This window comes from Labilibacter marinus, from assembly GCF_001659685.2.
In the GTDB taxonomy this organism is placed as follows: Bacteria; Bacteroidota; Bacteroidia; order Bacteroidales; family Marinilabiliaceae; genus Saccharicrinis; species Saccharicrinis marinus.
This window is the reverse complement of record NZ_LXYE02000020.1, coordinates 331,315-352,412: the sequence shown is the minus strand read 5'-3', so window position 1 is coordinate 352,412 and position 21,098 is coordinate 331,315. Positions and strand designations below refer to the sequence as shown.

General features: G+C 36.5%; 16 protein-coding genes. 8 read left to right on the top strand and 8 right to left on the bottom strand.

All coding sequences use genetic code 11. The annotated features are described in order from the left end of the window. Positions 1 to 22: 22 nt before the first annotated feature. The gene (locus A8L32_RS10480; protein WP_066630479.1) at positions 23 to 871 is read right to left on the bottom strand and encodes a patatin-like phospholipase family protein; all 849 of its coding nucleotides are present in this window, start codon (positions 869 to 871) and stop codon (positions 23 to 25) included. Positions 872 to 1,078: 207 nt separating this feature from the next. On the opposite strand from A8L32_RS10480, the gene A8L32_RS10475 reads away from it, so the two are divergent. Further along, positions 1,079 to 1,531, top strand: a complete 453-nt coding sequence (locus A8L32_RS10475) for an Hsp20/alpha crystallin family protein (protein WP_066630478.1) — start codon at positions 1,079 to 1,081, stop codon at positions 1,529 to 1,531. Between the two features lie 271 nt (positions 1,532 to 1,802). Here A8L32_RS10475 and trhA read toward each other — a convergent pair whose 3' ends face one another. Beyond that, positions 1,803 to 2,456, bottom strand: a complete 654-nt coding sequence (trhA, locus tag A8L32_RS10465; RefSeq protein WP_066630474.1) for a PAQR family membrane homeostasis protein TrhA — start codon at positions 2,454 to 2,456, stop codon at positions 1,803 to 1,805. Between the two features lie 198 nt (positions 2,457 to 2,654). Here trhA and A8L32_RS10460 point away from each other — a divergent pair, with 198 nt between their 5' ends. After that, positions 2,655 to 3,101 (top strand): DUF302 domain-containing protein, encoded by a 447-nt coding sequence (locus A8L32_RS10460; protein ID WP_083631260.1) that lies wholly within the window; start codon positions 2,655 to 2,657, stop codon positions 3,099 to 3,101. Between the two features lie 446 nt (positions 3,102 to 3,547). On the opposite strand, the gene A8L32_RS10455 is transcribed toward A8L32_RS10460, so the two are convergent. The 3 genes from A8L32_RS10455 to A8L32_RS10445 all read right to left on the bottom strand — a co-directional run bounded on the left by A8L32_RS10455 (position 3,548) and on the right by A8L32_RS10445 (position 9,491). Further along, complete coding sequence (locus A8L32_RS10455; protein WP_066630472.1) at positions 3,548 to 6,808, bottom strand: carbohydrate-binding protein; 3,261 nt, start codon at positions 6,806 to 6,808, stop codon at positions 3,548 to 3,550. A 490-nt stretch (positions 6,809 to 7,298) separates the two neighbouring features. After that, the gene (locus A8L32_RS10450; protein WP_066630469.1) at positions 7,299 to 8,609 is read right to left on the bottom strand and encodes a hypothetical protein; all 1,311 of its coding nucleotides are present in this window, start codon (positions 8,607 to 8,609) and stop codon (positions 7,299 to 7,301) included. A 408-nt stretch (positions 8,610 to 9,017) separates the two neighbouring features. Then, complete coding sequence (locus A8L32_RS10445; protein WP_066630467.1) at positions 9,018 to 9,491, bottom strand: hypothetical protein; 474 nt, start codon at positions 9,489 to 9,491, stop codon at positions 9,018 to 9,020. A gap of 539 nt (positions 9,492 to 10,030) precedes the next feature. Here A8L32_RS10445 and A8L32_RS10440 point away from each other — a divergent pair. Continuing rightward, positions 10,031 to 11,842, top strand: a complete 1,812-nt coding sequence (locus A8L32_RS10440) for a sensor histidine kinase (protein ID WP_066630465.1) — start codon at positions 10,031 to 10,033, stop codon at positions 11,840 to 11,842. A gap of 163 nt (positions 11,843 to 12,005) precedes the next feature. Further along, positions 12,006 to 12,764 (top strand): LytR/AlgR family response regulator transcription factor, encoded by a 759-nt coding sequence (locus tag A8L32_RS10435; protein WP_066630464.1) that lies wholly within the window; start codon positions 12,006 to 12,008, stop codon positions 12,762 to 12,764. A 124-nt stretch (positions 12,765 to 12,888) separates the two neighbouring features. Here the strand turns inward: A8L32_RS10435 and A8L32_RS10430 are convergent, their stop codons facing one another. Together A8L32_RS10430 and A8L32_RS10425 are read right to left on the bottom strand one after the other, a co-directional pair. Then, entirely contained in the window at positions 12,889 to 14,976 is a 2,088-nt protein-coding gene (locus tag A8L32_RS10430) for a TonB-dependent receptor plug domain-containing protein (protein WP_075590489.1), read from the bottom strand. 239 nt (positions 14,977 to 15,215) lie between these two features. After that, positions 15,216 to 16,100, bottom strand: a complete 885-nt coding sequence (locus A8L32_RS10425; protein WP_066630462.1) for a class I SAM-dependent methyltransferase — start codon at positions 16,098 to 16,100, stop codon at positions 15,216 to 15,218. A 420-nt stretch (positions 16,101 to 16,520) separates the two neighbouring features. On the opposite strand from A8L32_RS10425, the gene A8L32_RS10420 reads away from it, so the two are divergent. The 3 genes from A8L32_RS10420 to A8L32_RS10410 all read left to right on the top strand — a co-directional run bounded on the left by A8L32_RS10420 (position 16,521) and on the right by A8L32_RS10410 (position 17,782). Continuing rightward, the gene (locus A8L32_RS10420; protein WP_066630460.1) at positions 16,521 to 16,844 is read left to right on the top strand and encodes an ArsR/SmtB family transcription factor; all 324 of its coding nucleotides are present in this window, start codon (positions 16,521 to 16,523) and stop codon (positions 16,842 to 16,844) included. An 86-nt stretch (positions 16,845 to 16,930) separates the two neighbouring features. Further along, a complete protein-coding gene (locus A8L32_RS10415; protein ID WP_066630458.1) occupies positions 16,931 to 17,383 on the top strand; it encodes a 6-pyruvoyl trahydropterin synthase family protein in 453 nt (150 codons plus the stop codon). A gap of 21 nt (positions 17,384 to 17,404) precedes the next feature. Continuing rightward, complete coding sequence (locus A8L32_RS10410) at positions 17,405 to 17,782, top strand: hypothetical protein (protein ID WP_066630456.1); 378 nt, start codon at positions 17,405 to 17,407, stop codon at positions 17,780 to 17,782. A gap of 99 nt (positions 17,783 to 17,881) precedes the next feature. On the opposite strand, the gene A8L32_RS10405 is transcribed toward A8L32_RS10410, so the two are convergent. After that, positions 17,882 to 19,261, bottom strand: coding sequence for an MFS transporter (locus A8L32_RS10405; RefSeq protein ID WP_066630455.1), 1,380 nt, complete (start codon positions 19,259 to 19,261; stop codon positions 17,882 to 17,884). 208 nt (positions 19,262 to 19,469) lie between these two features. Here A8L32_RS10405 and amaB point away from each other — a divergent pair, with 208 nt between their 5' ends. Continuing rightward, positions 19,470 to 21,056 (top strand): L-piperidine-6-carboxylate dehydrogenase, encoded by a 1,587-nt coding sequence (gene amaB, locus A8L32_RS10400; RefSeq protein ID WP_066630535.1) that lies wholly within the window; start codon positions 19,470 to 19,472, stop codon positions 21,054 to 21,056. Positions 21,057 to 21,098: the final 42 nt, after the last annotated feature.

The following is a 21,098-nucleotide window of genomic DNA, read 5'->3' as shown; positions in this document are numbered from 1 at the left end:
ATTCAATGATGGGTGTCCATATTTATTTAATAAACTCCAATAACTCTTCATTCATGCGCTGCCCTTCTTTGAAACCTATATCAAAAGCGTCTTTGAGTTTTTCCTTATTTTTCTCAGTTCTACCAATCGGTAATGCCTCAGTAGGTCTTACAACAAATGCTTTACCTTCTGCTTCCAGCTTTTCAATTAAATCTAATTGATGATTATATACTTGATGACGATTTAAGATGGCTCCTGCCATTAAAGGAAATTTACGGTACATCAATTTAGCCAGCCACTTGGCTTTAAATGGTGTTTTGCGGTATGCTTTAGGTTGCGTGAGCACCACCACCACCTTTTCGCACCCATCAGCAAGCGCTTTTTCAATCGGGATTGGGTTTGCTATGCCGCCATCTAGCAATAACCTATTGTGCATTTTTACCATTTTTGAGGCAAAAGGCAAGCTGGTTGACGCCTCCAATGCAAGGAATGATTCTTCGTTGGTATCGTTAGGAATATAATAAGGCTTACCTGTTGTACAATCTGTGGTAACGTATAAAAGTTTGTTTTTTGATGCAGCAAATGCCTTAAAGTCGAATGGTATTAACTTGTAAGGAACTTCTCCAAAGATAAAGTCCATACCAAAAAGCTCGCCCTTGGCAAACATACGCGTATAACTGATATATCGTTTATCATTCACAAAAGTATAGGGCACATCCAAATTTCGTTGGGTTTGGCCAGCCAAATAATTGGTGGCATTGCTGGCTCCCATAGATACTGCAATGGTATACGGAAACATGATATTATTTGTGGCAAAACTGTGCAATATTCCTGCGGTATATAATCCTCGAAACCCACCTCCTTCGAGCACTAAACCTACTTTTTTATTCATGGAACAAATCTAGTAAAATAAGATACTGTTTAAAATACAGTAGCCAAACGAACAAAAAGTCAGCATTTCGGAAATTATGACACTGTATATATTTAAACATCAGCCATATTGACTTGTTTTATATCAATATTTACAATGGCATTTAATTTGAAGAATTATAAACGAATTAATGAACATGTCTAACTAAAATTTTTGGAGGGTAAAATTATGACACTTGCAAAACTAGGTAACCATTGGTTTCCATCATTTCCATCTGTTTTTGATAGATTTTTAGATAATGATTTGATGGATTGGAATAGCTCAAACTATTCTAGCACACAAACTACAGTTCCTGCTGTAAATGTAAATGAAAACGATGATGAGTTTCATATTGAAGTTGCAGCACCAGGAATGGAGAAAAAGGATTTTAATGTGAGTTACGAAAACGGAATGTTAACTATTTCTTCGGAACATAAAAATGAAAAAGAAGATAAGAAATGGGGCAAAGTAAGCCGCAAAGAGTTCAGTTATCAATCATTCCGTCGTTCGTTTAGTGTAGCTGAAAATACTGTAAATACAGATAAAATTTCAGCCAATTACAAAAATGGTATTCTTCATATCAGCTTACCAAAGCGTGAAGAAGTAAAACCAAAACCAGCAAAAATGATTCCTATTTCGTAAACAAACCTTTTGAGGGCGAAAATTTTTCCGCCCTCTTTTATATATGTATGATATGAATATGCTTGAACATCAAAAGAAAGTATTAAAAGCAGTAAGCGATAACTATATCCTTTTTCAAAAGGAATTAAAAAAATCCCTTAAGTGGCTAAATGAAAAGGAAATAATCAAATTAAAGAACTGGTTAAGAGATACATTTTATCATCAACATCCCGTTATTCTCTCGTTAAATCCCTGAATATTTAAGTGCTGAAACAAACAACTTGTGCCTTATCTATATCACAAACTTATAAATAGATATAAAATGACAGATGGATGCTACTAACACAAACACATGAAAAATAGCATGGTTGTATGGAATTTTTTTAACCGCATATAGGACTGCTCCAAAGGTATAGGCTAAACCACCTGCCATGAGCCATACAAAACCTTCCAACTCCATACTATTATACAAGGGTTTTATGGCAAACACGACCATCCACCCCATTAATACGTACATAATCGTAGAGAGAATTCGATACTTACCTGTGAAGAACAGTTTAAGAATTATACCTCCCAATGCGGCTGTCCATATGGCGGCAAAAACAATCCAACCAGTGCTACCTTGTAAGGTGATGAGTGTATATGGCGTATATGTTCCTGCAATTAAAAAATAGATGGCACTATGGTCGAAAACATTTAAACGATGCCTGAGTCGCGGTGCCTTGCAACTATGAAATAAAGTAGAAGCCGTATACAGCGTGATAATACTAATACCATAAATCAGCACTGCATAAATATGGGTAGCATCTTTACCCCATACTTTTTGCAACATCATGATAAGTGCAATAACCCCTCCTGCAATACCTATCGCATGACTTATTACATTAAGTTTTTCCTCAAAGGGAGGATAATATTTTAAAGGGTACTCTTTTTTAGAACGGGTCATACTATATAATTGCTTAGTTGGAACAAAAGTAAGAATAATTCGAACTTGACCTTAACAGATTAAAAACATAACTTGAAAAGAATTGTTGTAAAATAAGGTAGAAGGGGCAAGGAAGAAGGACAAGGTGCTTAGAGCGATGAGCATAAAAAGAAAAATAACAAATGACTTTTAAATAATAACCACTAAAATCATTATATAATGAAAACTACCGCTTTATTATTCGTATTTATGATGTTTACCACCCTAGCAGGTGCACAAGAAAAGTATTATTTCAGTAAAACATTTGATTTGTCGTTTGAGGAAGCTACTACCAAAGTAAAGGCTTCATTAAAGGAACAAGGCTTTGGAATTGTGGCCGAATCGAATATGGATAAGATGCTGAAAGAAAAGATAGGTGCCGATTTATTGCCTTACCGTGTTTTGGGAGCCTGCAACCCAAAAATTGCGCACAAAGCACTCTTAGCAGAAGAAAATATTGCCATATTCTTGCCTTGCAAAGTCATTATAAAATTCATCACCGAAACTAAAACCGAAATTGTAGTGGTTAACCCTGCTGTTGCCATGCAAGCTGTTAAAAACAAAAAAGCACAAGAGCTTTTTAAAGAGGTTAGTGTATTGATGAAAAAAGCTTTGGATGGAGTATAAACCTGCTATGCATAAATGTTACTGTTTACTCATAGCAAATATCACGCTCTGAGTATTTTTAAGAAGGTGCAAAGGTATTACGGTTAAAGCGTGCAGGGGTCGAGGAATTCAAGCGTGAAGAGAATGATCATCTAAAGCTTAATGTTTTGGGCAGCATTCATCTTTATAATTTTTTAATCCTGTGCACCAATGAAGCTTTTTTAAACCCTACCTCAACATTAGGCTAAAAAAACAAAGGAGCAATAGTCTTCGTTAAGACTACTGCTCCTATTCGCTTAAAAAATAAACTTAGAAACTAAATAAATTCTATCCCTTGGATTTTAATAAAGCACCATTTATCATTCCCAACAGCACTTTTTAAGTCGAAATAAACGACATGCCCATTAGCTATATCAAGTATAAAAACCATACTTAAAACCAAGAACAAAACTTTAGCTAGTTCTAACCTATTGCTTTATTATCGTTTTCTTAATCACCTCATCGTTAGATGAAATAACCACTACATATATTCCTTTTGGTAAGTCTTGCATATCCAAAGCATTGTTATCGGCTAACATATCCATTTTTACTAACTGCCCAGTTGCCGAAAACACTTTTACACTAAGCTCATCTCCGCCAATACCTTTAACATATAAGTGATGCCTTACTGGATTAGGATAAAGTACTACATCCTTCATGGTTTCAGGCAGCCCCAAAGCAATACTTCCCGACTTAAGTCCTCCTTGGTAAAGTCTGAAATCATCACCCCAAGCTTGATGACTGGCATTGGCAACATAAAAATACACTTGCGCAGTAGTAGCATTAGCACCTGTAGTAAAGGTATGCGATACCTGAGAATAAGTTGTTGTACTCAACTGTGTTGATGATTCAGCAGCATCATGACCTTTAACGCCAAGGCTAACCATTTGACCAGATGCTCCTACTTTTGCCTGAGCCACAAGCGTGTAAGTTGCATTGGGCTGAACACTCACCGTTTGAGAGGGAGCACCTGCACCATTAACATATACGGCATGGTTTCCTGTATTTTGATTATTACTTACTACTGAAACACCACCCCACGAAGCCCACGAAGTTAGATTTCCAAGTTCAAAACCAGGGTTAGCCAATAAATTAGACTCAGTAACTGTTATATTACTCATTTGGTCGCCACCATTTATGGAGCTTGTCCAGTCGCCACCTACCGGGCGAATGCTACCTTTAACAACATAGCCAGTACCTGGTGTAGGGGCTGTACTTAAATTAACCGCTACAGAAGTAGTGTTACTACCCGCTGCCACCGTTGTTCTTGTGCTTGCTAACCAACCCGCAGCAGACCAAAATTCCACCACTAAATCACGTTGGGTATCGGCCACATAACTCACTTCAAAATTAAGTGTTTGAGCACTTACCACGCTTGTTATAGGATTACTAAAGGTAAACTGATCCGTATCAGCATTCTTAGCCAGTGTAATATGATTTAGGTTGATGCCTGCATTTTCGATGTATAAACGCATTACTTGTTCACCTGCACTAAGGCTCACTATTTTTTCAACCGTTTGATAGCTTTGCCATCCTCCCGTACTGGGCAAACTCAAGCTACCGGTTTTATTTAGGCCATCAAAAGCCACATATACCTTACCTGTAGCACTGCTTGAAGCATATCGAAGGCCCAAAGTGTATTCACCTGCCGAAGCCACATTTACGGTATACTCAACCCATTCGCCAGCTGCTGTCCAACCTACATTTAAACCACCCTCTGCACAGGTTTCTACATCAACTGCTTCAGCTGTTCTTCCTTTAGCACCTTGGTTGGCAGCTGTAAGATCATGATAAGCAACTCCCTCACCGCCATTATCGAAATTTTCACATTCGATGGTACCTGGTATGGCATGCGCTACACTCGGATAAGGCGATTGGCTTGTTACTACATCCGTATCATATTTCTCAACATGAAGCACCACCGACGCAATATGTCCGCCGCCATCGGGGAAAGTAATTGTTATAGTATTACTAGCATTAATCAAGTCCATTGAAACTGGTATCTCAATGGTTCCAAAGAAATCATCGCGATTAGCTTGGTCGTAACCTTTCCAGTTAGTAGGTACTGCCACTGTTGCACCGTTAACTTTAATAACAGGCTGCTTGCTTACGGTATGTTTTCTACCAATAGTCATACGAATAGAAGCTTTACCTGTACCTGTTGTTACGTTATTAAATGTAAAGGTATTGGCAGTATTAGCCACAATAGGCTGTAAATGTTTGCTTGTGTAGTATTTCTTACTTCTAATCACATTATTAAAAGCGAGGTTTGATGAAAAGGTATAAGCCAGTACAACCGTTTCTCCAGCAATTAAGTTAAGGCTCGATGGAGCTGTGCTCGACACGGTATTGCTGTATGATGGCATGGTGCTAGTATAAATCTTTAAGCTTTTCTTGCGAACACTCTGCAAGTCATCCAAACCATCTACCATATTAAGATTAACCACCTGGCTGGCATCATCCAGATTATTTAGCGCTACATACAAAATATTACCATCGGCAAAAGCTTGTATTTGCACATCGGCATTATCTGAGTTTACACCAACCCGCGTTCCTTTTACACCTTTCCATAAATCGTAAAAATGAATACGTGGCGTATATTCCCATCCTGCAGGTGTAGGCTCACCAATATTAGTTGGTTTCCATAAAACTGCTTGATAAGGTTGGTAGTTATTGGCAGCTGTAATATGCCACTCAGCCTTACCTGTAATAAACGGAATAGAAATAGCCATTTTATTCTCTCTATCTAAAAGATTAAAAAGAATGTGATTAATTGACTTAATAGTCTGCACACTCGCAATGTCGCTGTAGTTATCACCATACCCTTTTTCAATCGCTCCATATTCGGTAATGGCATGAGGCTTAACAGTACCCCACTTGGCATAACTATAGGTTTCGATTAAATCAAGAATTGCCTCTGAGTTACTTCCAGAACGACGGTTATCTTGCCCCGAAACATTTACCCCATCGTACAAATGCACAGCAAAGGCATCCATATGGGCACCTGCCTCATCCATAAACATCTTCTGGTTTTCATTCCAATGGGCAAAGTTATTTAACTCTAGCGAGGGCCAGGCACTGGAATAACCAACCACCTTCATATTAGCCAACTCTGGTGCGGCTTGTATTTTTTGCCCTATAGCACCATACAGTTGCGCCATCTGTAGCTTAATACGGTTCTCTTCGGATGCGTTCCAACCACCTGAATAAAAATCACTCGCATGAACAAAAGGCTCGTTCATAGGCTCAAAAAATTCTGGACAGTCACCATCCGCCACATAATCTTTGTAATACTCCACCGCCCAGTTGGCAGCTTTAGTTTTATCTATTCCATCCGCAAATATACTACTGGGATGTTCGGTTTGGATACCATCAGATACGCCTCTTACAGCTGTACCTCCAGTTTTGTATGCAGGATAAGAGCCAACACTACCCGTTTTACTTTTGGCATATGAAAATGCCCCCCAAAAACCACGGCCTTTATACACATCGTAATCGTTATACAAAGCAGTGTGCTGGGCATCGTCGCCCGTGGAGTGAATAGTAAAAAATTTTGAACGGTCAAGGCTGCTTACGCCTCCAACATAGCGTTGTACCTTGGGACTAATGGTAACATTTGTTTGCGAAAAAAGAGGCGTAGCTACGATCATAACAATCATGGCAATGCCAAGTGTAGAGATTTTTTTCATTGTAGACTTCGTAATTTTATAGCATGCTGGCTGATTAATTCAACACGCTATTAGATGAATACTTATTAGAATTACTTACAAATCATGCGGCTAAATCACGCCCCAAGATTCAAATCAATAACTAATAGGTTTATTCTTTAAGCGATTACAAAGTATCTGTTTGAATGTATTTAAGGTGGCAAAAAATCAGGTTAATTGAAGGGGTTTTTTATTTTACGAGCACAACCCTCTAAAACAAAGGGTTGCGCTCGTAAAATAAAATGAAGCACGCGCAGCCGTACCCAAATTTATCCCCCATTTTTAAAACTAAAACCCAAATTATTGTGGTTAACCCTGCTGTTGTCATGCAAGTTGTAAAAAGCAAAGGAGGTTAGTGTGCTGATGAAAAAGGCTTTAGATGGAGTGAAATTGTTGCTTACAACGTAGATTACTAAACTAATAGGTTATTAGTACAACTAAGAAATCACTATCCTAACGACCTCTTTTTCACCTACTTCATCATCTGGCTAAAATCAATACCTTCGAATTCGGCATGGGATAACTCTTGTTTATCCGCCGTTTGGTTCATATAGTCTTCCATTTTATTCCAATTAAGCTCTCCTTTAAATTGATATTCAGGACTAATTCCTTTAAATAAGTCTGGAGTAAAGACAAATAAGTGTAAGAGTCCCGATTGCTCAAAATAAGGGTATAAATGATTGTCCTGTTCCATGGAGTTATTAATAAAAGTTGGAAAAGAATCGATATCCCAATAACCTACATCATGCTTACTAAAGCCTGTTAAACGCTTAAATATGGTTCCTTCGGGAGTTGAATTATTGGATAAAAGCAAAAAGGTTTTAATCACCAACTTCTCTCCTATGATTTCGCCTACAAAATACCCAAGCTTAAGCGACATAAAATCTACTGTAATAAGTATACGTTGATTAAAATATTGTACTTGTATATGATCAAATAAACTATTATTCATTATCTGGGTAAGGATTGAAATTTTCATTGGGTATAACCTCTGGCATATTCGCTCCAGTGCATGCGACTGTATATAAACAGGCATTTTTTTTAGTGTTCCATGATAAGCCCCTTTAAGCATGTTAGTTTCCACCATACAATCCAAAAATCCTTCGTCAGACGAGTCCATATACATGGAAGGTATTTGTACTTTATAAACAGGACGGCTTTGATGATTAATTTTAAGATACTCTTTAACTGGATGATGCTTTTTAAGAAAATAAACAATGGAGCACCTTAAATTACTTTTGTGCCCTATAAACTCGCGATGCAAGGAATAAAAGCTTCGTGATATAACACTGATATTTTTTTGCATATTCCATAATATCGCCCTTCTCATCATCAACTGCTCTACCCTATTGCCATAATATTGTTCAAGCTGCCTTATATCGTTCAATAAAATATTCTTGCTTATTTCATCTACTTCAATGCGACGTTCTACATATGCCATAAGGCCTTCTATTACATCTATATCATCAAAAGAAATTTTAAAATCAGTTTGTTTTAATGGGGTATGGTGTTTAGTAAATAAGGTTGATTTTATGGTGTTTTTATAATGAGTAATAATATCGTTTGATATGTCATGATCAGGGTGACACTTTACACCGCCAAATTGATAAGTATAAATGTATATATCAAAAAAATGGCTTTCACTTAGCCTATCAGTTATATCGCAGCCTACCCCTTTACAAAGTTCGATTAAACGCCGCTTATTAGTAGCAATTGCCTTTTTAAAACTAAAGTTGTTTGCTTTTGAGGGTCTCTTTTTTCGTTTAGGTTTAGATTGTGCCATAGTTTATTCAGAGTAGATTTTATATAAAACGTATCGCATTACACAGGTAGTTATATTAACCTACATGTTGCTTTTTTATTGTAAGCTTTAAAGCGCTCTTTTTTTCTTCGGGCTTTAAGCAAATAGCTCCAACCCTCAGGCAAACTGACTCCGATACCTTAGTTAATTGCTTTAATTTTTAAGCAAAAAGCTTAAAATGCTGAGCAAATAACTTTGCTTAAGGAGCAGATGCACTTTGCTTGTTGAGCAAAAAGCTTAAAATTTGGTGCAAATTACTTAGTGATTCAATAAGTATAGCTAGGCGTTTGAAGTAAATAGCTTAACGTTTGGAGCTATTAAAAAACCTAAGCATCTTTATTGGATAAAGACACTTAGGTTATCATCAATCAGCCTTTAATTGTAATATCTCTACATTTCTTGCTCAGTAACCTTTCTTCGTCGGCTAGGGAAACGGTTTTTTAATTCGTTATAAATTTCTTTTGCTCCCGGTACGCTATTTTTAGCGGCCATTTTAGCATTGTTATAAAACAACAAAGAATGGTTGTATGCCTCGCTACCCGATAACATGGCCGTATCTTCAACCTGACTAATTAATTTTGAAAGTATATCCGTAACAGGTAACAAGCCAGTTGCATCAGCCACATCAATGGTAAAGTCCTCTTGCGTGGTAAATGAAGGACGAAGCTCAGGATGTTGATTGCTAAATTCGTACGACTTTGTTACAAAGGAGAGTGTTTTGTCTCCCATCTTAGGTAATGATCTTCTTTCATCATTAGTTAGAGTGCTTAGATAGGGCGCTAAACTGTCATTTACTTCCTTTAGTTTGTTTAATGCCTCATCCAAAATTTCCTTAGGAATTGAGATTTCATGATTGTTTTTCATTTATTAATTAGATTTACACTGTTAATAATGGGTGGATTCGCCCCAGATACTCTTGCTTGCCGGCGGAATTTCGGGGGCGAACCACCTTTTTTATGAAGAATTAATTTAGCAAAATACTTTAATTTAAACATAACGACATATGACTAACATGTTTAATTAATTGACTAATATGCTTCATACGATGACCAGACACTCCTTATGCATAATAGAATGTTAACTAGGAAGGAGTTATTATTCATCGAGTTCAATTATGTTGCTTCTATCATCAGATAAAAAGAGTTGATGTTGTAATGTATACAAGTATTACAATAACCAGGAGAGAGACAATTTACGAGCCTTAAATACGAGAAATCTTGGAGAGAATTTGTAATTGGTTTATGCCTTATTAAATACTAAAAAATTAGCATACTATGCTGATACGTTTTCATCAACTCCATGTATCAAGCCATTTATCTGCTATCCTATTCCATTTATCAGAAAATTATTTAGTAATTCGCATTGTGTTTGTTCATTTGTAGCAAATACTAAAACAACCTGTTATGCGAAATCTAATTTCTTATCTACTGTTTACATTTATCATTGCCCAAACTTCTTTTGCTAAAGACATCTCTAAAGAGGAGTTTGAAAAGGATCAATGGGATTTTATTAGCAAATATTATTTTATAAAAAAAGACCTTAAATTACCAGAAACCGCAACTCTTCGTGTAGTATTAGATGGCGATTTTAATGCAGCAGACAGTGCTTGTACTATTCAGCTATATGCTGAACTAAATCAACTGATGGAACGGGTAAAAATAGTTGACTACTTTGATGCTGCGGATATTACAATTCGTCTTAATTTTATTAACCCTACCGAATTACCTTTGAATGTTGAAGTTGGCAGAAATCCTCATACAGTATGGTCTTTAAATCCCGGCCGTTTCTCTCCGTTTGGTTCTCCTGGAGATATAAATAGAATTAAATCCAATTTTTATTTAAGTGATACGCTAACACAGGTTGAACGTAAAAACTTTATACGTCATAATTTTATAAAAGAGTTCTTGCAGATAAGACTTATTGGTGGTATTGAGGATTACAATAGATATAAATACCGATACGGCAATAGTATTTTATTCAACAATAAATATTCACAAAGCACTCTTTCTGATTTTGATAAAGGCATCATTAAAAAAGTATTTGCTAATAACTGGGAGAAACAACTCTTTATAAATGACCCACATCACTATGTGCGTGTATTAAAAAATAAATACAATCCTCGAATTCGCTATGCTTACCTACTGTTTACCTATATTATCATTGCTCTTATATTATCTCGAGCATTAAAAAAAGGGAAGTTTAAAGCTTATAATAATAGGAGTCAATTCAATAAGCAATTATTGCCCATAGCTATTAGTTATGGAATAATGATAATGCTGTTTAACCTTTGGCAAAATGATATCTTTGACTTGAAAGGGTTCTGGCATCCATTTGTTCCATTCTTAATGGGCTTTTTATCTGTTTATTTTATTGGCAATATCATTTATGATATAGAAAATATTACCGTAAAGAGAATCAGTAATATCTCCCATAAAATCTTACTCGAGATTATTATTACTTTGGTCGTTTCAATCCCTTTTCTGTTTCTGTTTATACATGCAATCAATCTCGAAGAGTTCGTGACAAGCAAGTTTCTATTTATCTTTATTATAGTAGCAGTAAGAGCTATGCTTCATTTTATGAATTATAAAGTAGAAAATGCGGTTAAAGAAAAGGATTTGGAATTGATGCGCATTCAAAACCTGCAACAGCAAAGCGAGTTGCAAGCCATTCATTCTCGTATTAATCCTCATTTTTTGTATAACTCCTTAAACTCTATTGCCAGCCTTGCAAAAGCAGAACCATATAAAACAGAGCAAATGGCATTAGCTTTATCCGATTTCTGTAGATATGCTATTAATAAAAAGGATAAGGATTTTGCAATGGTAGAAGAAGAATTGGAAGTCATTCAAAACTATCTTACCATAGAAAAAATACGCTTTGGCGATAAATTAAACTACGAGCTAAACTGCGATGCTGAAATTAAGGAGTGTAAAATACCACGCTTTATGCTTCAACCCTTAGTTGAAAATGCCATTAAACACGGAACCTCTAGCTTAGTTGAAGCAGGAAGTATCTGTGTTGATATCACAAAATCAGAGAATCTATTATCTATTCGAATATCGGATAATGGCTCTGATTTCCCGGAAACTCCTATTTTTGGTTTTGGCTTGCAAAGTATTTACGATAAACTTGAAATTCATTATAAAGGGAAAGCGTCAATCAACTGGACTAATCAACCCAATAAGAACATAGCAATTAAACTACCTATTTAGTCTTTGCAAGAAAACTCAAACTACTGCGTTATGCTTGCTAGAAAAATACTCATTTACACAAGTTAAACTAAGTTTTTTCTAGCTTCACGAGCCTTGTATTTTGAGCCTTCTTATCAAAGACTTTAAAACATAGACTTTTCTTACACATACTATCTAATAAACTATGAACACCTATAAAACAATTATTATTGATGATGAACAACCAGCTTTAATACGATTACGCGAGCTTTTATCTAGGTATGAGAATATTGAAATTATATGCGAAGCTGAAAATGGAATTGAAGCGGTAAAGAAAATTAATCAATACCAACCCAATCTAATATTCTTGGATATTAAAATGCCCGGATTAAATGGTTTTGAAGTACTTGAAAAAATAACTCACTCGCCATATGTTATCTTTTGCACCGCATACGATGAATATGCTTTAAAGGCATTTGAAACTAAAAGTATAGATTACCTGGTAAAACCGGTTAGGCCAGAGCGATTGCATAAAGCAATGGACAAACTAAACGAAATGTCGGATCCATCAGATAAAGACGAATTACTCGCCATGGTTAAACAGCTGATGCATTCCAATAAAAAAGAAGAAGCCACAACGCTACCCATAAAAACCGGGGATAAAATCATCTTTCAAAAACTATCGGAAGTTATTTATTTACAAGCTTCTGAAAAATATATTGAAATACATACACGCCAGGGAGAGACTCACTTAATGGATCAGAGTTTAAAAAATTTAGAAGATAAACTCCCATCCTATTTTATGAGAATCCACAGGTCGTACATTATTAATACCAACGAGATTAAAGAAATACAAAAATACTTTAGCAATCGCTTTGTATTTAAAATGGAGGATGTTGTTCAATCAAAAGTAATTTCGAGCAAAGGATATTACACCCAGATAAAAGCAGCGTTAATTTTGTAATTCGTCAGTATACAACAACATTGTAATTGCTTCTATAAAAGACCAAATATGGTTGTTGCATTTTTATTTATAAAGCACCCTTTTACCTTCAAACCTCTTATACTTATCTTGACACATAAAACTACTACTTCTTAAATGCAGGAATTAAATAACTCGCCCTAAAAATAATTTGACGACGTCCCTGTTCTGGTGCTTGAGCCACAAAAGCTTCTTGTGCATAGTATTTTGTATTAAATAAATTATAAACAGAAACACCTGTATCAAAGCCTTTGAGGAGTCCTGTTCCTATGTAACGAAAGGTGGCATTTACAATGGCATAATTACCAATAGGGTCTGTAGAAACATCCACATGATTACCTTGCTCATCTAGATTAAAAAACTTCTTCATTTTACTACGGTACATCAAGGTAGAGTTCAGGTTGAAGTTTTTCATAAATGCCACATTAACACCTGCATTAAATTTATGAGGAGCAACATCAACATGATCGTAGGTAATCTCTGAATCATCCCCAAAAGTATCTGTATTTTTAGATACGGTATAAGCGTAATTCAAAAACGAATAAATACGCTCTCCAAAGAATACCTTATTTTCAAACTCAATTCCCGTGGCTACATTCTTACCCATATTACGGTTCGCTGGAGTTTGACTAACATCAGGAGTAATGTACATAGAGGCATATATCATGTCTTCAACAAAATTATGAAACACATTTACCTGAGTGGTCATTTTTGGCCAACTATAAATAAACGCTGATTCAAAAGTTTTAATCTTCTCTGGCCTTAAGTCAGGATTACCCATGGCAAAACCTTGCGTTTGGTACTGCTGACTTGCATTAGGTGATCGATATGCCGAGCCATACATCATTTTAAATGTAGCCTTTGGAAATACATCCCACACTAAACCAAACCTAGGATTAAACACCAAACCTATTTCACTTTCATGATCCAAACGTGCCCCAAGCGTTAATGCTAATCGATTAATTGGTTTCCATATATGTTGTCCATAAAGTGCCCAATTGGTGTAATCCTTACCATCATTCACTACCCAACCATCTTCAAATAATATCTGGTTATAATGCCCTCTTCCCTCGTAAACCGACATTTCATCCACGGGTAAAAAATTGGATTTAATAATAGCATTGGTAACTCCAAATGCTTCTGCCTGCATACCAATACTAGAATTATGCTTTTCTGAGAAGTGCACGCCCATTTCAAACTGTGCCCCGTAAAGGTATTCATTAAAACTAGGTGTTACATATAAACCAAGTGGACTAACTTCTCCTGGTTCTTGAAGCTGAATATCTTCTATATGACGCGAATTTAAACCATAAATTTGTGCCCTTACCTTAACCTTATCCGATAATGCATTTTTATAGGCAAGCATATAATCTGCAGCACTTTTATACAGCTCCATGCCATTTTGCCAATTCCCTACATTAGCACTTAAATACCTCGCATTAAAACTAAAATCCTTATACTCAACACTCGCATTAATGGTTCCATTATTGGCTTCTGAGGTCCATCGTTGATTTGTATTTGGATCTATAGCATCACTTCCATCTGTTCGTATATAACTCCCAGCCACATGAAAATTAATCTTTTTGTTTTTATTACCAATGGCAACGCGCTGTATAGATGTATTATAATTACCACTACCACATTCAACAGATATACCAGATTCCTCATTCCCCGTTTTTGATATAATATTTATCACCCCAGAAAAAGCATTACGTCCGTACATTGCAGAACCTGGTCCGCGAATAATCTCAATTCGCTCGATATTTTCCATGTCAAACAAATAAGAATATGCACTGTAAGACGAATAGAAAACATCGTTAATTGGCCTACCATCAAGCAATAATAATATTTTACATGCAAAACGCGGATCTTTTAAACCACGCACGCCTGTTAAATTAGTAACTGATACATTTTTATGAGTTTCAAACCCTGGCACTAACTGAAGAACATCGGCCAATTCACGAGCTCCCATGGCTTTTATCTCAGCATGTGTTATTACAGAAACCACAGATGGAGCCTCTTCGATACTTTGTTCTGTTTTGGAAGCAATGGATGCACGTACATTTAACAAATCATCCAAATTCATGGTTAACAAATCTTGAAAGGAAATAGAATCCTGGACTACATCTTGTGCTTGAAGAGTAATCGTTGAGAATAAAAGAGCCATAAAGATAAGGGCATATATAAGTCTCATCGAGACAAAATACGTCCTCCAATTATTCATTTTTCTCACAGCTAAAATTTGCATTGAGTAAAGTTAACATCACAAGCCTAAATTACAAAATAGGGTACCAATTTAAAATGCTGCGCTTTTCTACCCCAACTGAACTAATAATTTGGAAAAGAAGAATTGGTTTTGTGGTATTTAAAATGTTTGGTGTAGGCTCTTTATAAAGCACCCTTTTAACCATGCACCTTTGTACCCTTTTGTCTCTACAAATAAGGATTCTTGGCCATCTCCACAAACTTATATCCTTCAGCCTCCATGCTTTCTTTTACCACTTGTGTAGGCATAGTTTTAAAGATAACGCAGGTTTTCAGTTCGTAAGGAATAATACCCAATTTACACAATAGATTACGCTTACTGATTTTTGCTTTTACTTTATTTAGGATCTTTTTATTAGTGGTAGGCTGCGATAAATCCAGTTGAGTAGTATAATAGTCGTTGATGCCTTTAAAGGCCACACATGGTAGGTTGATACCCATAGCCACCTTTTCAAATTCACGCTCCGAAACTTTATACACAAAGTTACCTACCGACTCAAAGGAAAAACGGTTCTTCCACACCTTATTTATTAAGTTAGGAGAGAAACGATCCAATATATTCTTCAAGAAAATAATCAAGGGCATCTGTATGCCAATATCTTCGGGTTCAATGAGGATCACTGCTTTTGAAGCTACTCTTAGCATATCATAAAGCGCAATATAAGGGCGCGGAAAATGATGATAAGCCTCCTTACAAAAAATATAATCAAAGCTGTCGTCACCATAGCTAAGTTGCTCTGCATTTTCCTTGCTAAAAGTATTGATATAACCCCGTTTTTGCGCTTCAGTTAAAACCACATCCGAAATATCTGAAGCCACCACATCTAAACCCTGACTTTGCAACCAATAGGCATCAGTACCCACACCATCACCTACCGTTAACCATTTATCCTGCTTGGTTTGAATAAAAGGAGTAAGTGTTTTGTACATGCGCTCATGTCGCCAAAAGTCAATGCTATTTTTGTTTTCTAAACGACGAAAAACCTTTTCATTGCCTTTATAATGTTGCTCGTGAGCACTGTAACTCTGTTCTTTAAAATCGGTGCTTGCCATGGTTTTATTTCTTGATGGCCAAATATACAATCATAGATAGATATATGACAAAAGATATAAGATAAAAGATATAAGACATATCCAACCAGCTCTTCTTTTAGTGCTTGCCCGGGGCATCACTCCGGGAAAATGAGTATAGCTAAGTCATCGCTCCAGCGCAACACTGGCATTTATTATATTTGCCAAATGAATTGCCCTAGCTCTTTCAGAGCAAAACTATACACGACTAGGCTCATAGAGGCTTGCTCTATGCTTATGCTATGGCCCTTCGGGGATGTATATACAATGCATAAAGTAGTCCTTCGTCACTAAAACAAATCTAAATATGTAAATATCGTCGATATGTTAAGGTTGGTTTGTTACATATTCATATATTTGCATTTGTAATTATATAGAGACCACCAAATTAATAGGTCTGCCATGAAGGAATTTGTAAAAGAAATGAAGATTCAAGATTTAGATTCGGCTCAGTTAGAAAGAGCGGCAAGCATGCTTAAGGCTATTGCTCATCCTATGCGCATAGCTATTTTAAGCCATTTAGAAGAGGGGAAAAGGCTAACTGTTACCGAGATTCATAAGTTATTAGATATAGAACAATCCACTACTTCTCACCATCTAGGTATATTAAAGGATAAAGGGGTGCTTGTTTCGCAACGCGAAGGTAAAAACACCTTTTACTCTTTAAAACACGAAAGCCTTCAAAACATTGTTAACTGTGTAAGTAAGTGCACCGTTAATTTATAAAAGTGAAAATAATTCTATATGCCTTAAACTTTTTAGTCATAGAAAGGGTTTAAGGTAATTTTATGATTTTTTGTTGACAGATAGTAATGGGGAGAAAGATTAGACTAACCAAAGAGTTTAGGTTTGAAATGGCGCATGCCTTATGGAATTACGATGGACTGTGCAAGCATTTTCATGGACATTCATATATTTTAAAAGTCACTGTTATTGGCGAACCTATTGCCGATGAAAAAAGTCCGAAATTTGGTATGGTGATGGATTTTGGCCAGTTAAAAAATATTGTAAATCAAGAGGTTGTTGACCGCTTAGATCATGCAGTGGTGCTAAACAGAGCTTCGGAACACCAGGCTTTATTAAGCTTGCCACAAATGGGCGAAAGGGTAATATTAACCGATTACCAACCTACTTGTGAAAACATGCTTCATGAAATGGCTGAAAGTATAGGTGGCAGATTGCCAGAAGGAATTCTGTTACATAGCTTAAGGCTGAACGAAACAGCCAATTCCTATGCCGAATGGTATGCGGAGGATCAAGCTTAATCAACTTGTAAAGTTTAAGAAATGATTAGCAGTTCATACAACGAAAAAGAAGAAATTGTTTACGTTAAACGCGAAGGAACGGTTAGCATACAGCAAATACTTGAGTCAACGGTAGAGTTGGATTCCTTGTATGGTCATATGGATAAAGTATATATTATTGAAGATATTAGAGGTTCTAAATCTTTATTTAATAAAGAGGATTATCCCACTATTTTAGAACTTCTGAGAACCAAGCTTAGAGCTTATAAAATGGTATGTATGGCAGATATAGTAGACGACCCAACCAATACTGCACTCAGCTTTATGTTTGGTAGCCTCGCTGCTAGTTTAGACAATTACTTTTACTCTACTTTTTCAACATTAGAAGCTGCCAAAAGGTGGATTAACAACCATCGTTAAACCTTGCACAACATTTCAGAAACTGTTTAAACTTTAGGGCATAAAAAAGCCGAAAAACGGTGGGATGCTTTTCGGCTTTCAGGAGTTGTGTAAGTGGATTTACGCTCCTTTAATATCTTGTGGATCGGATTTATATACTCTACCATATACTATTAAGGCAATGGCCGATACCGTGGCAATAGCTCCAAAATAGTACCAAATATAATGCGCATGTGAGCTGGCTTCCACCCACTCTGCAGTTCTTCCTCCAAACTTAACTGGATCGGGACAATATTTATCTAATAAAAACCCCGACATTAAAAATCCGAGTATACTCGATAAAAATGAATGTAAGTGGCTAAATCCTAAATATAAGCCTTCTTCACCTTTTGGTGCTTGAAAGGAGAAATACTCTAAGAAACGTGGTGATATAAACGACTCTGCTAAACCTTGAAAAGCAATACCTACAATCATCATAAATGCGATGGGGTGCATGCCTAACATTTCTGCGCCTCCATCAAATAGGTTTCCTGCTGCCATACAAAATGCCGACACAGGCATAATAAACATACCCACAGTCATGGAGTATAATGCGCTTCTTCTTCTCATTAAAGAGGTAACTATTCCTACAGTACTAAATACAATTAATGGATTCACATTGGCATACCAACTTGGTGAGGCGCTTTCGCCAGCCATACGTAATACATACTTTGGCATAGTAGCATATAGCTGGTGCTGTACTAACCAAAAACCCGTTACAATTAAAATCAGAATTATTAATCGAGCATTACCTAACACTTTAATAAAGGCATGCCAAATTTCATTAAATGATTTTCCTTCGCGCTTTTGAACCGATGGTTTAAAGAAAAAGAATACAGCAACCAAGGCCAATAAAGTCATCCCAGCCGAAAAGAAACTGATATTAATTAATCCCACATTACCCATGGCGTCACGCAATGGTTTAACGATGGTTTTACCTGAGAAGGCTCCAATATTTACAATGGTATAAAAGATAGAAAAACCAGTAGCCCTATTTTCTTCACTGGTTTCTAAGGATACTGTTCCGGTTATTACAGACTTAATAAAACTACCTCCTAATATGATTAAAGCCATTACTGGCAAAATCGCATATCTAAAGTTACTTTCTTCTAATCCCAGAAAAGTGGTTTCAACACCATATTCTGCTAAACCAGCCCCTTGAATAAATGTTGGTAATAAACCCAGGCCTAAATAACCCAAAGTGAGTAAAGTAAAGGCAAATAAAAGCGACTTTTTAAATCCAATTTTATCGGCGTAAGCTCCTGCAAAAGTAGGTAGCAAGTACAACATAGCAGAGAATGTTCCTGCAATGGCCGCTGCTTCAATATCATCAAAAGCCAAAATCCTTGATAGGTAAAGGGTGATAACAATAAACACCCCATAATAGGCTGCACGCTCTAATAACTCCGCAAAGTTAGCTGTCCAGAAAGCAGGAGAAAATCTCCTTGTAATATTACTCATTAGATTAATCTTTTAATTCCAACAGTTGATGATTCATCGCAATACCAAATGATTAAAAACCGATGAACTAATTTTTAAAGTGCAAGAATAACAATACCATATGACAAACAAAAAGACAAAAATCATAAAATAACGCCTTTTGTGTTAGGTCAGAGTTTGCAAAAAAGCCGTAAATTGAATGAACTATTATCAACAAAAACAAAATACCATGCCACAGTTTTATTTAAAGTACCGCACCCATCACGATATGGATCATGGAGTTCCTGAAATGATTAAAGCGCTCGGCCTTAGTGGAAACAATCTTGGGCTATGTTCAGGAACACAATGGAAAGACACAGAAGGGAAACAGCTTACCTCCCACTCTCCTATTGATGGTCATCCTATTGGTAAAGTGCATCAAGCTACCAAAGGCGATTACATTAATATGGTTGACGATGCGTTATTGGCTTTTAAACAATGGCGCCAAATACCAGCTCCTCAGCGTGGCGAAGTCGTGCGACAAATTGGAAATGCCCTTCGTGATGAAAAGGAAAACTTGGGTAAGTTAATTTCTTTAGAGATGGGGAAAATTTATCAAGAAGGCTTGGGCGAGGTGCAAGAGATGATTGATATCTGTGATTTCGCAGTGGGTCTTTCACGTCAGTTATACGGGTTTACCATGCAAAGTGAGCGACCTGGACATCGATTGATGGATCAATATCATCCCTTAGGAATTGTTGGTATTATCTCTGCCTTTAACTTTCCGATGGCGGTTTGGGCTTGGAATGCCATGATTGCAATGGTCTGTGGCGATGTTTGCATATGGAAACCGAGCTCCAAAGTTCCGTTATGTGCCATTGCAGTGCATAAAGTTATTGAAAAGGTATTGGCTGAAAACGAAGTACCCGAAGGCGTGTTAAACCTGATTATTGCTCCATCTTCAGAAATTGGCGATTTAATGGCAGAAGATAAAAGAATACCATTGGTATCTATAACTGGATCAACTCAGATTGGTAAACGCGTAAGCGAAAAAGTTGGTAATCGTTTGGGCAGAACCATAGCAGAATTGGGTGGCAATAATGCCATTATTGTTTCAGAAACGGCCGATTTACAACTGGCCATTCCTGCCATCGTTTTCGGATCAGTAGGAACAACTGGGCAACGCTGCACCTCAACACGACGCTTAATTATTCACACATCTGTTTACGATAAAGTCATCGAAAAACTTAAATCGGCCTACAAACAGGTACAAATAAAAATTGGTCATCCTATTGATGACGATACGTTAGTAGGTCCACTAATTGATGATGGCGCGGTGGAGATTTATAAAAACACCATTCAATCAGCACAAGAACAGGGTTGTAATATATTATTTGGTAACCAAGTCATTACAAAAGGTATTCCCGATCAGGGACATTACGTATTACCAACAATTATAGAAGCGCAAAACCATTTACCAATCGTTCAGCACGAATCATTTGTGCCTGTTTTATATGTAATGAAATATGAGAACTTCAACGAAGCCATTGAAATACATAACGCTGTACCACAAGGTTTATCTTCATCTATCTTTAGTTTAAACGTGCAAGAATGTGAAGAATTTATCTCCGGCTTTGGAAGCGATTGCGGAATAGCTAATGTAAATATTGGTACATCCGGTGCAGAGATTGGTGGTGCCTTTGGAGGAGAAAAGGAAACAGGCGGTGGTCGTGAATCAGGTTCCGATGCATGGAAAGCCTATATGCGCAGACAAACCAATACCATTAACTGGAGTAAAAATTTACCATTGGCTCAAGGCATAGAATTTAAATTATAGTACAAACCATGGAACTTGGGTGAATATGAGTGGCTTTTACAT

Excerpts from the sequence above, each read along its gene's own strand:
- A8L32_RS10420 (WP_066630460.1), top strand. The coding sequence starts at position 16,521 with ATGAAGGAATTTGTAAAAGAAATGAAGATTCAAGATTTAGATTCGGCT.
- A8L32_RS10430 (WP_075590489.1), bottom strand. The coding sequence starts at position 14,976 with ATGAGACTTATATATGCCCTTATCTTTATGGCTCTTTTATTCTCAACG.
- amaB (WP_066630535.1), top strand. The coding sequence starts at position 19,470 with ATGCCACAGTTTTATTTAAAGTACCGCACCCATCACGATATGGATCAT.
- A8L32_RS10425 (WP_066630462.1), bottom strand. The coding sequence starts at position 16,100 with ATGGCAAGCACCGATTTTAAAGAACAGAGTTACAGTGCTCACGAGCAA.
- A8L32_RS10460 (WP_083631260.1), top strand. The coding sequence starts at position 2,655 with ATGAAAACTACCGCTTTATTATTCGTATTTATGATGTTTACCACCCTA.
- trhA (WP_066630474.1), bottom strand. The coding sequence starts at position 2,456 with ATGACCCGTTCTAAAAAAGAGTACCCTTTAAAATATTATCCTCCCTTT.
- A8L32_RS10435 (WP_066630464.1), top strand. The coding sequence starts at position 12,006 with ATGAACACCTATAAAACAATTATTATTGATGATGAACAACCAGCTTTA.
- A8L32_RS10440 (WP_066630465.1), top strand. The coding sequence starts at position 10,031 with ATGCGAAATCTAATTTCTTATCTACTGTTTACATTTATCATTGCCCAA.
- A8L32_RS10445 (WP_066630467.1), bottom strand. The coding sequence starts at position 9,491 with ATGAAAAACAATCATGAAATCTCAATTCCTAAGGAAATTTTGGATGAG.
- A8L32_RS10405 (WP_066630455.1), bottom strand. The coding sequence starts at position 19,261 with ATGAGTAATATTACAAGGAGATTTTCTCCTGCTTTCTGGACAGCTAAC.
- A8L32_RS10475 (WP_066630478.1), top strand. The coding sequence starts at position 1,079 with ATGACACTTGCAAAACTAGGTAACCATTGGTTTCCATCATTTCCATCT.
- A8L32_RS10480 (WP_066630479.1), bottom strand. The coding sequence starts at position 871 with ATGAATAAAAAAGTAGGTTTAGTGCTCGAAGGAGGTGGGTTTCGAGGA.
- A8L32_RS10410 (WP_066630456.1), top strand. The coding sequence starts at position 17,405 with ATGATTAGCAGTTCATACAACGAAAAAGAAGAAATTGTTTACGTTAAA.
- A8L32_RS10455 (WP_066630472.1), bottom strand. The coding sequence starts at position 6,808 with ATGAAAAAAATCTCTACACTTGGCATTGCCATGATTGTTATGATCGTA.
- A8L32_RS10450 (WP_066630469.1), bottom strand. The coding sequence starts at position 8,609 with ATGGCACAATCTAAACCTAAACGAAAAAAGAGACCCTCAAAAGCAAAC.
- A8L32_RS10415 (WP_066630458.1), top strand. The coding sequence starts at position 16,931 with ATGGGGAGAAAGATTAGACTAACCAAAGAGTTTAGGTTTGAAATGGCG.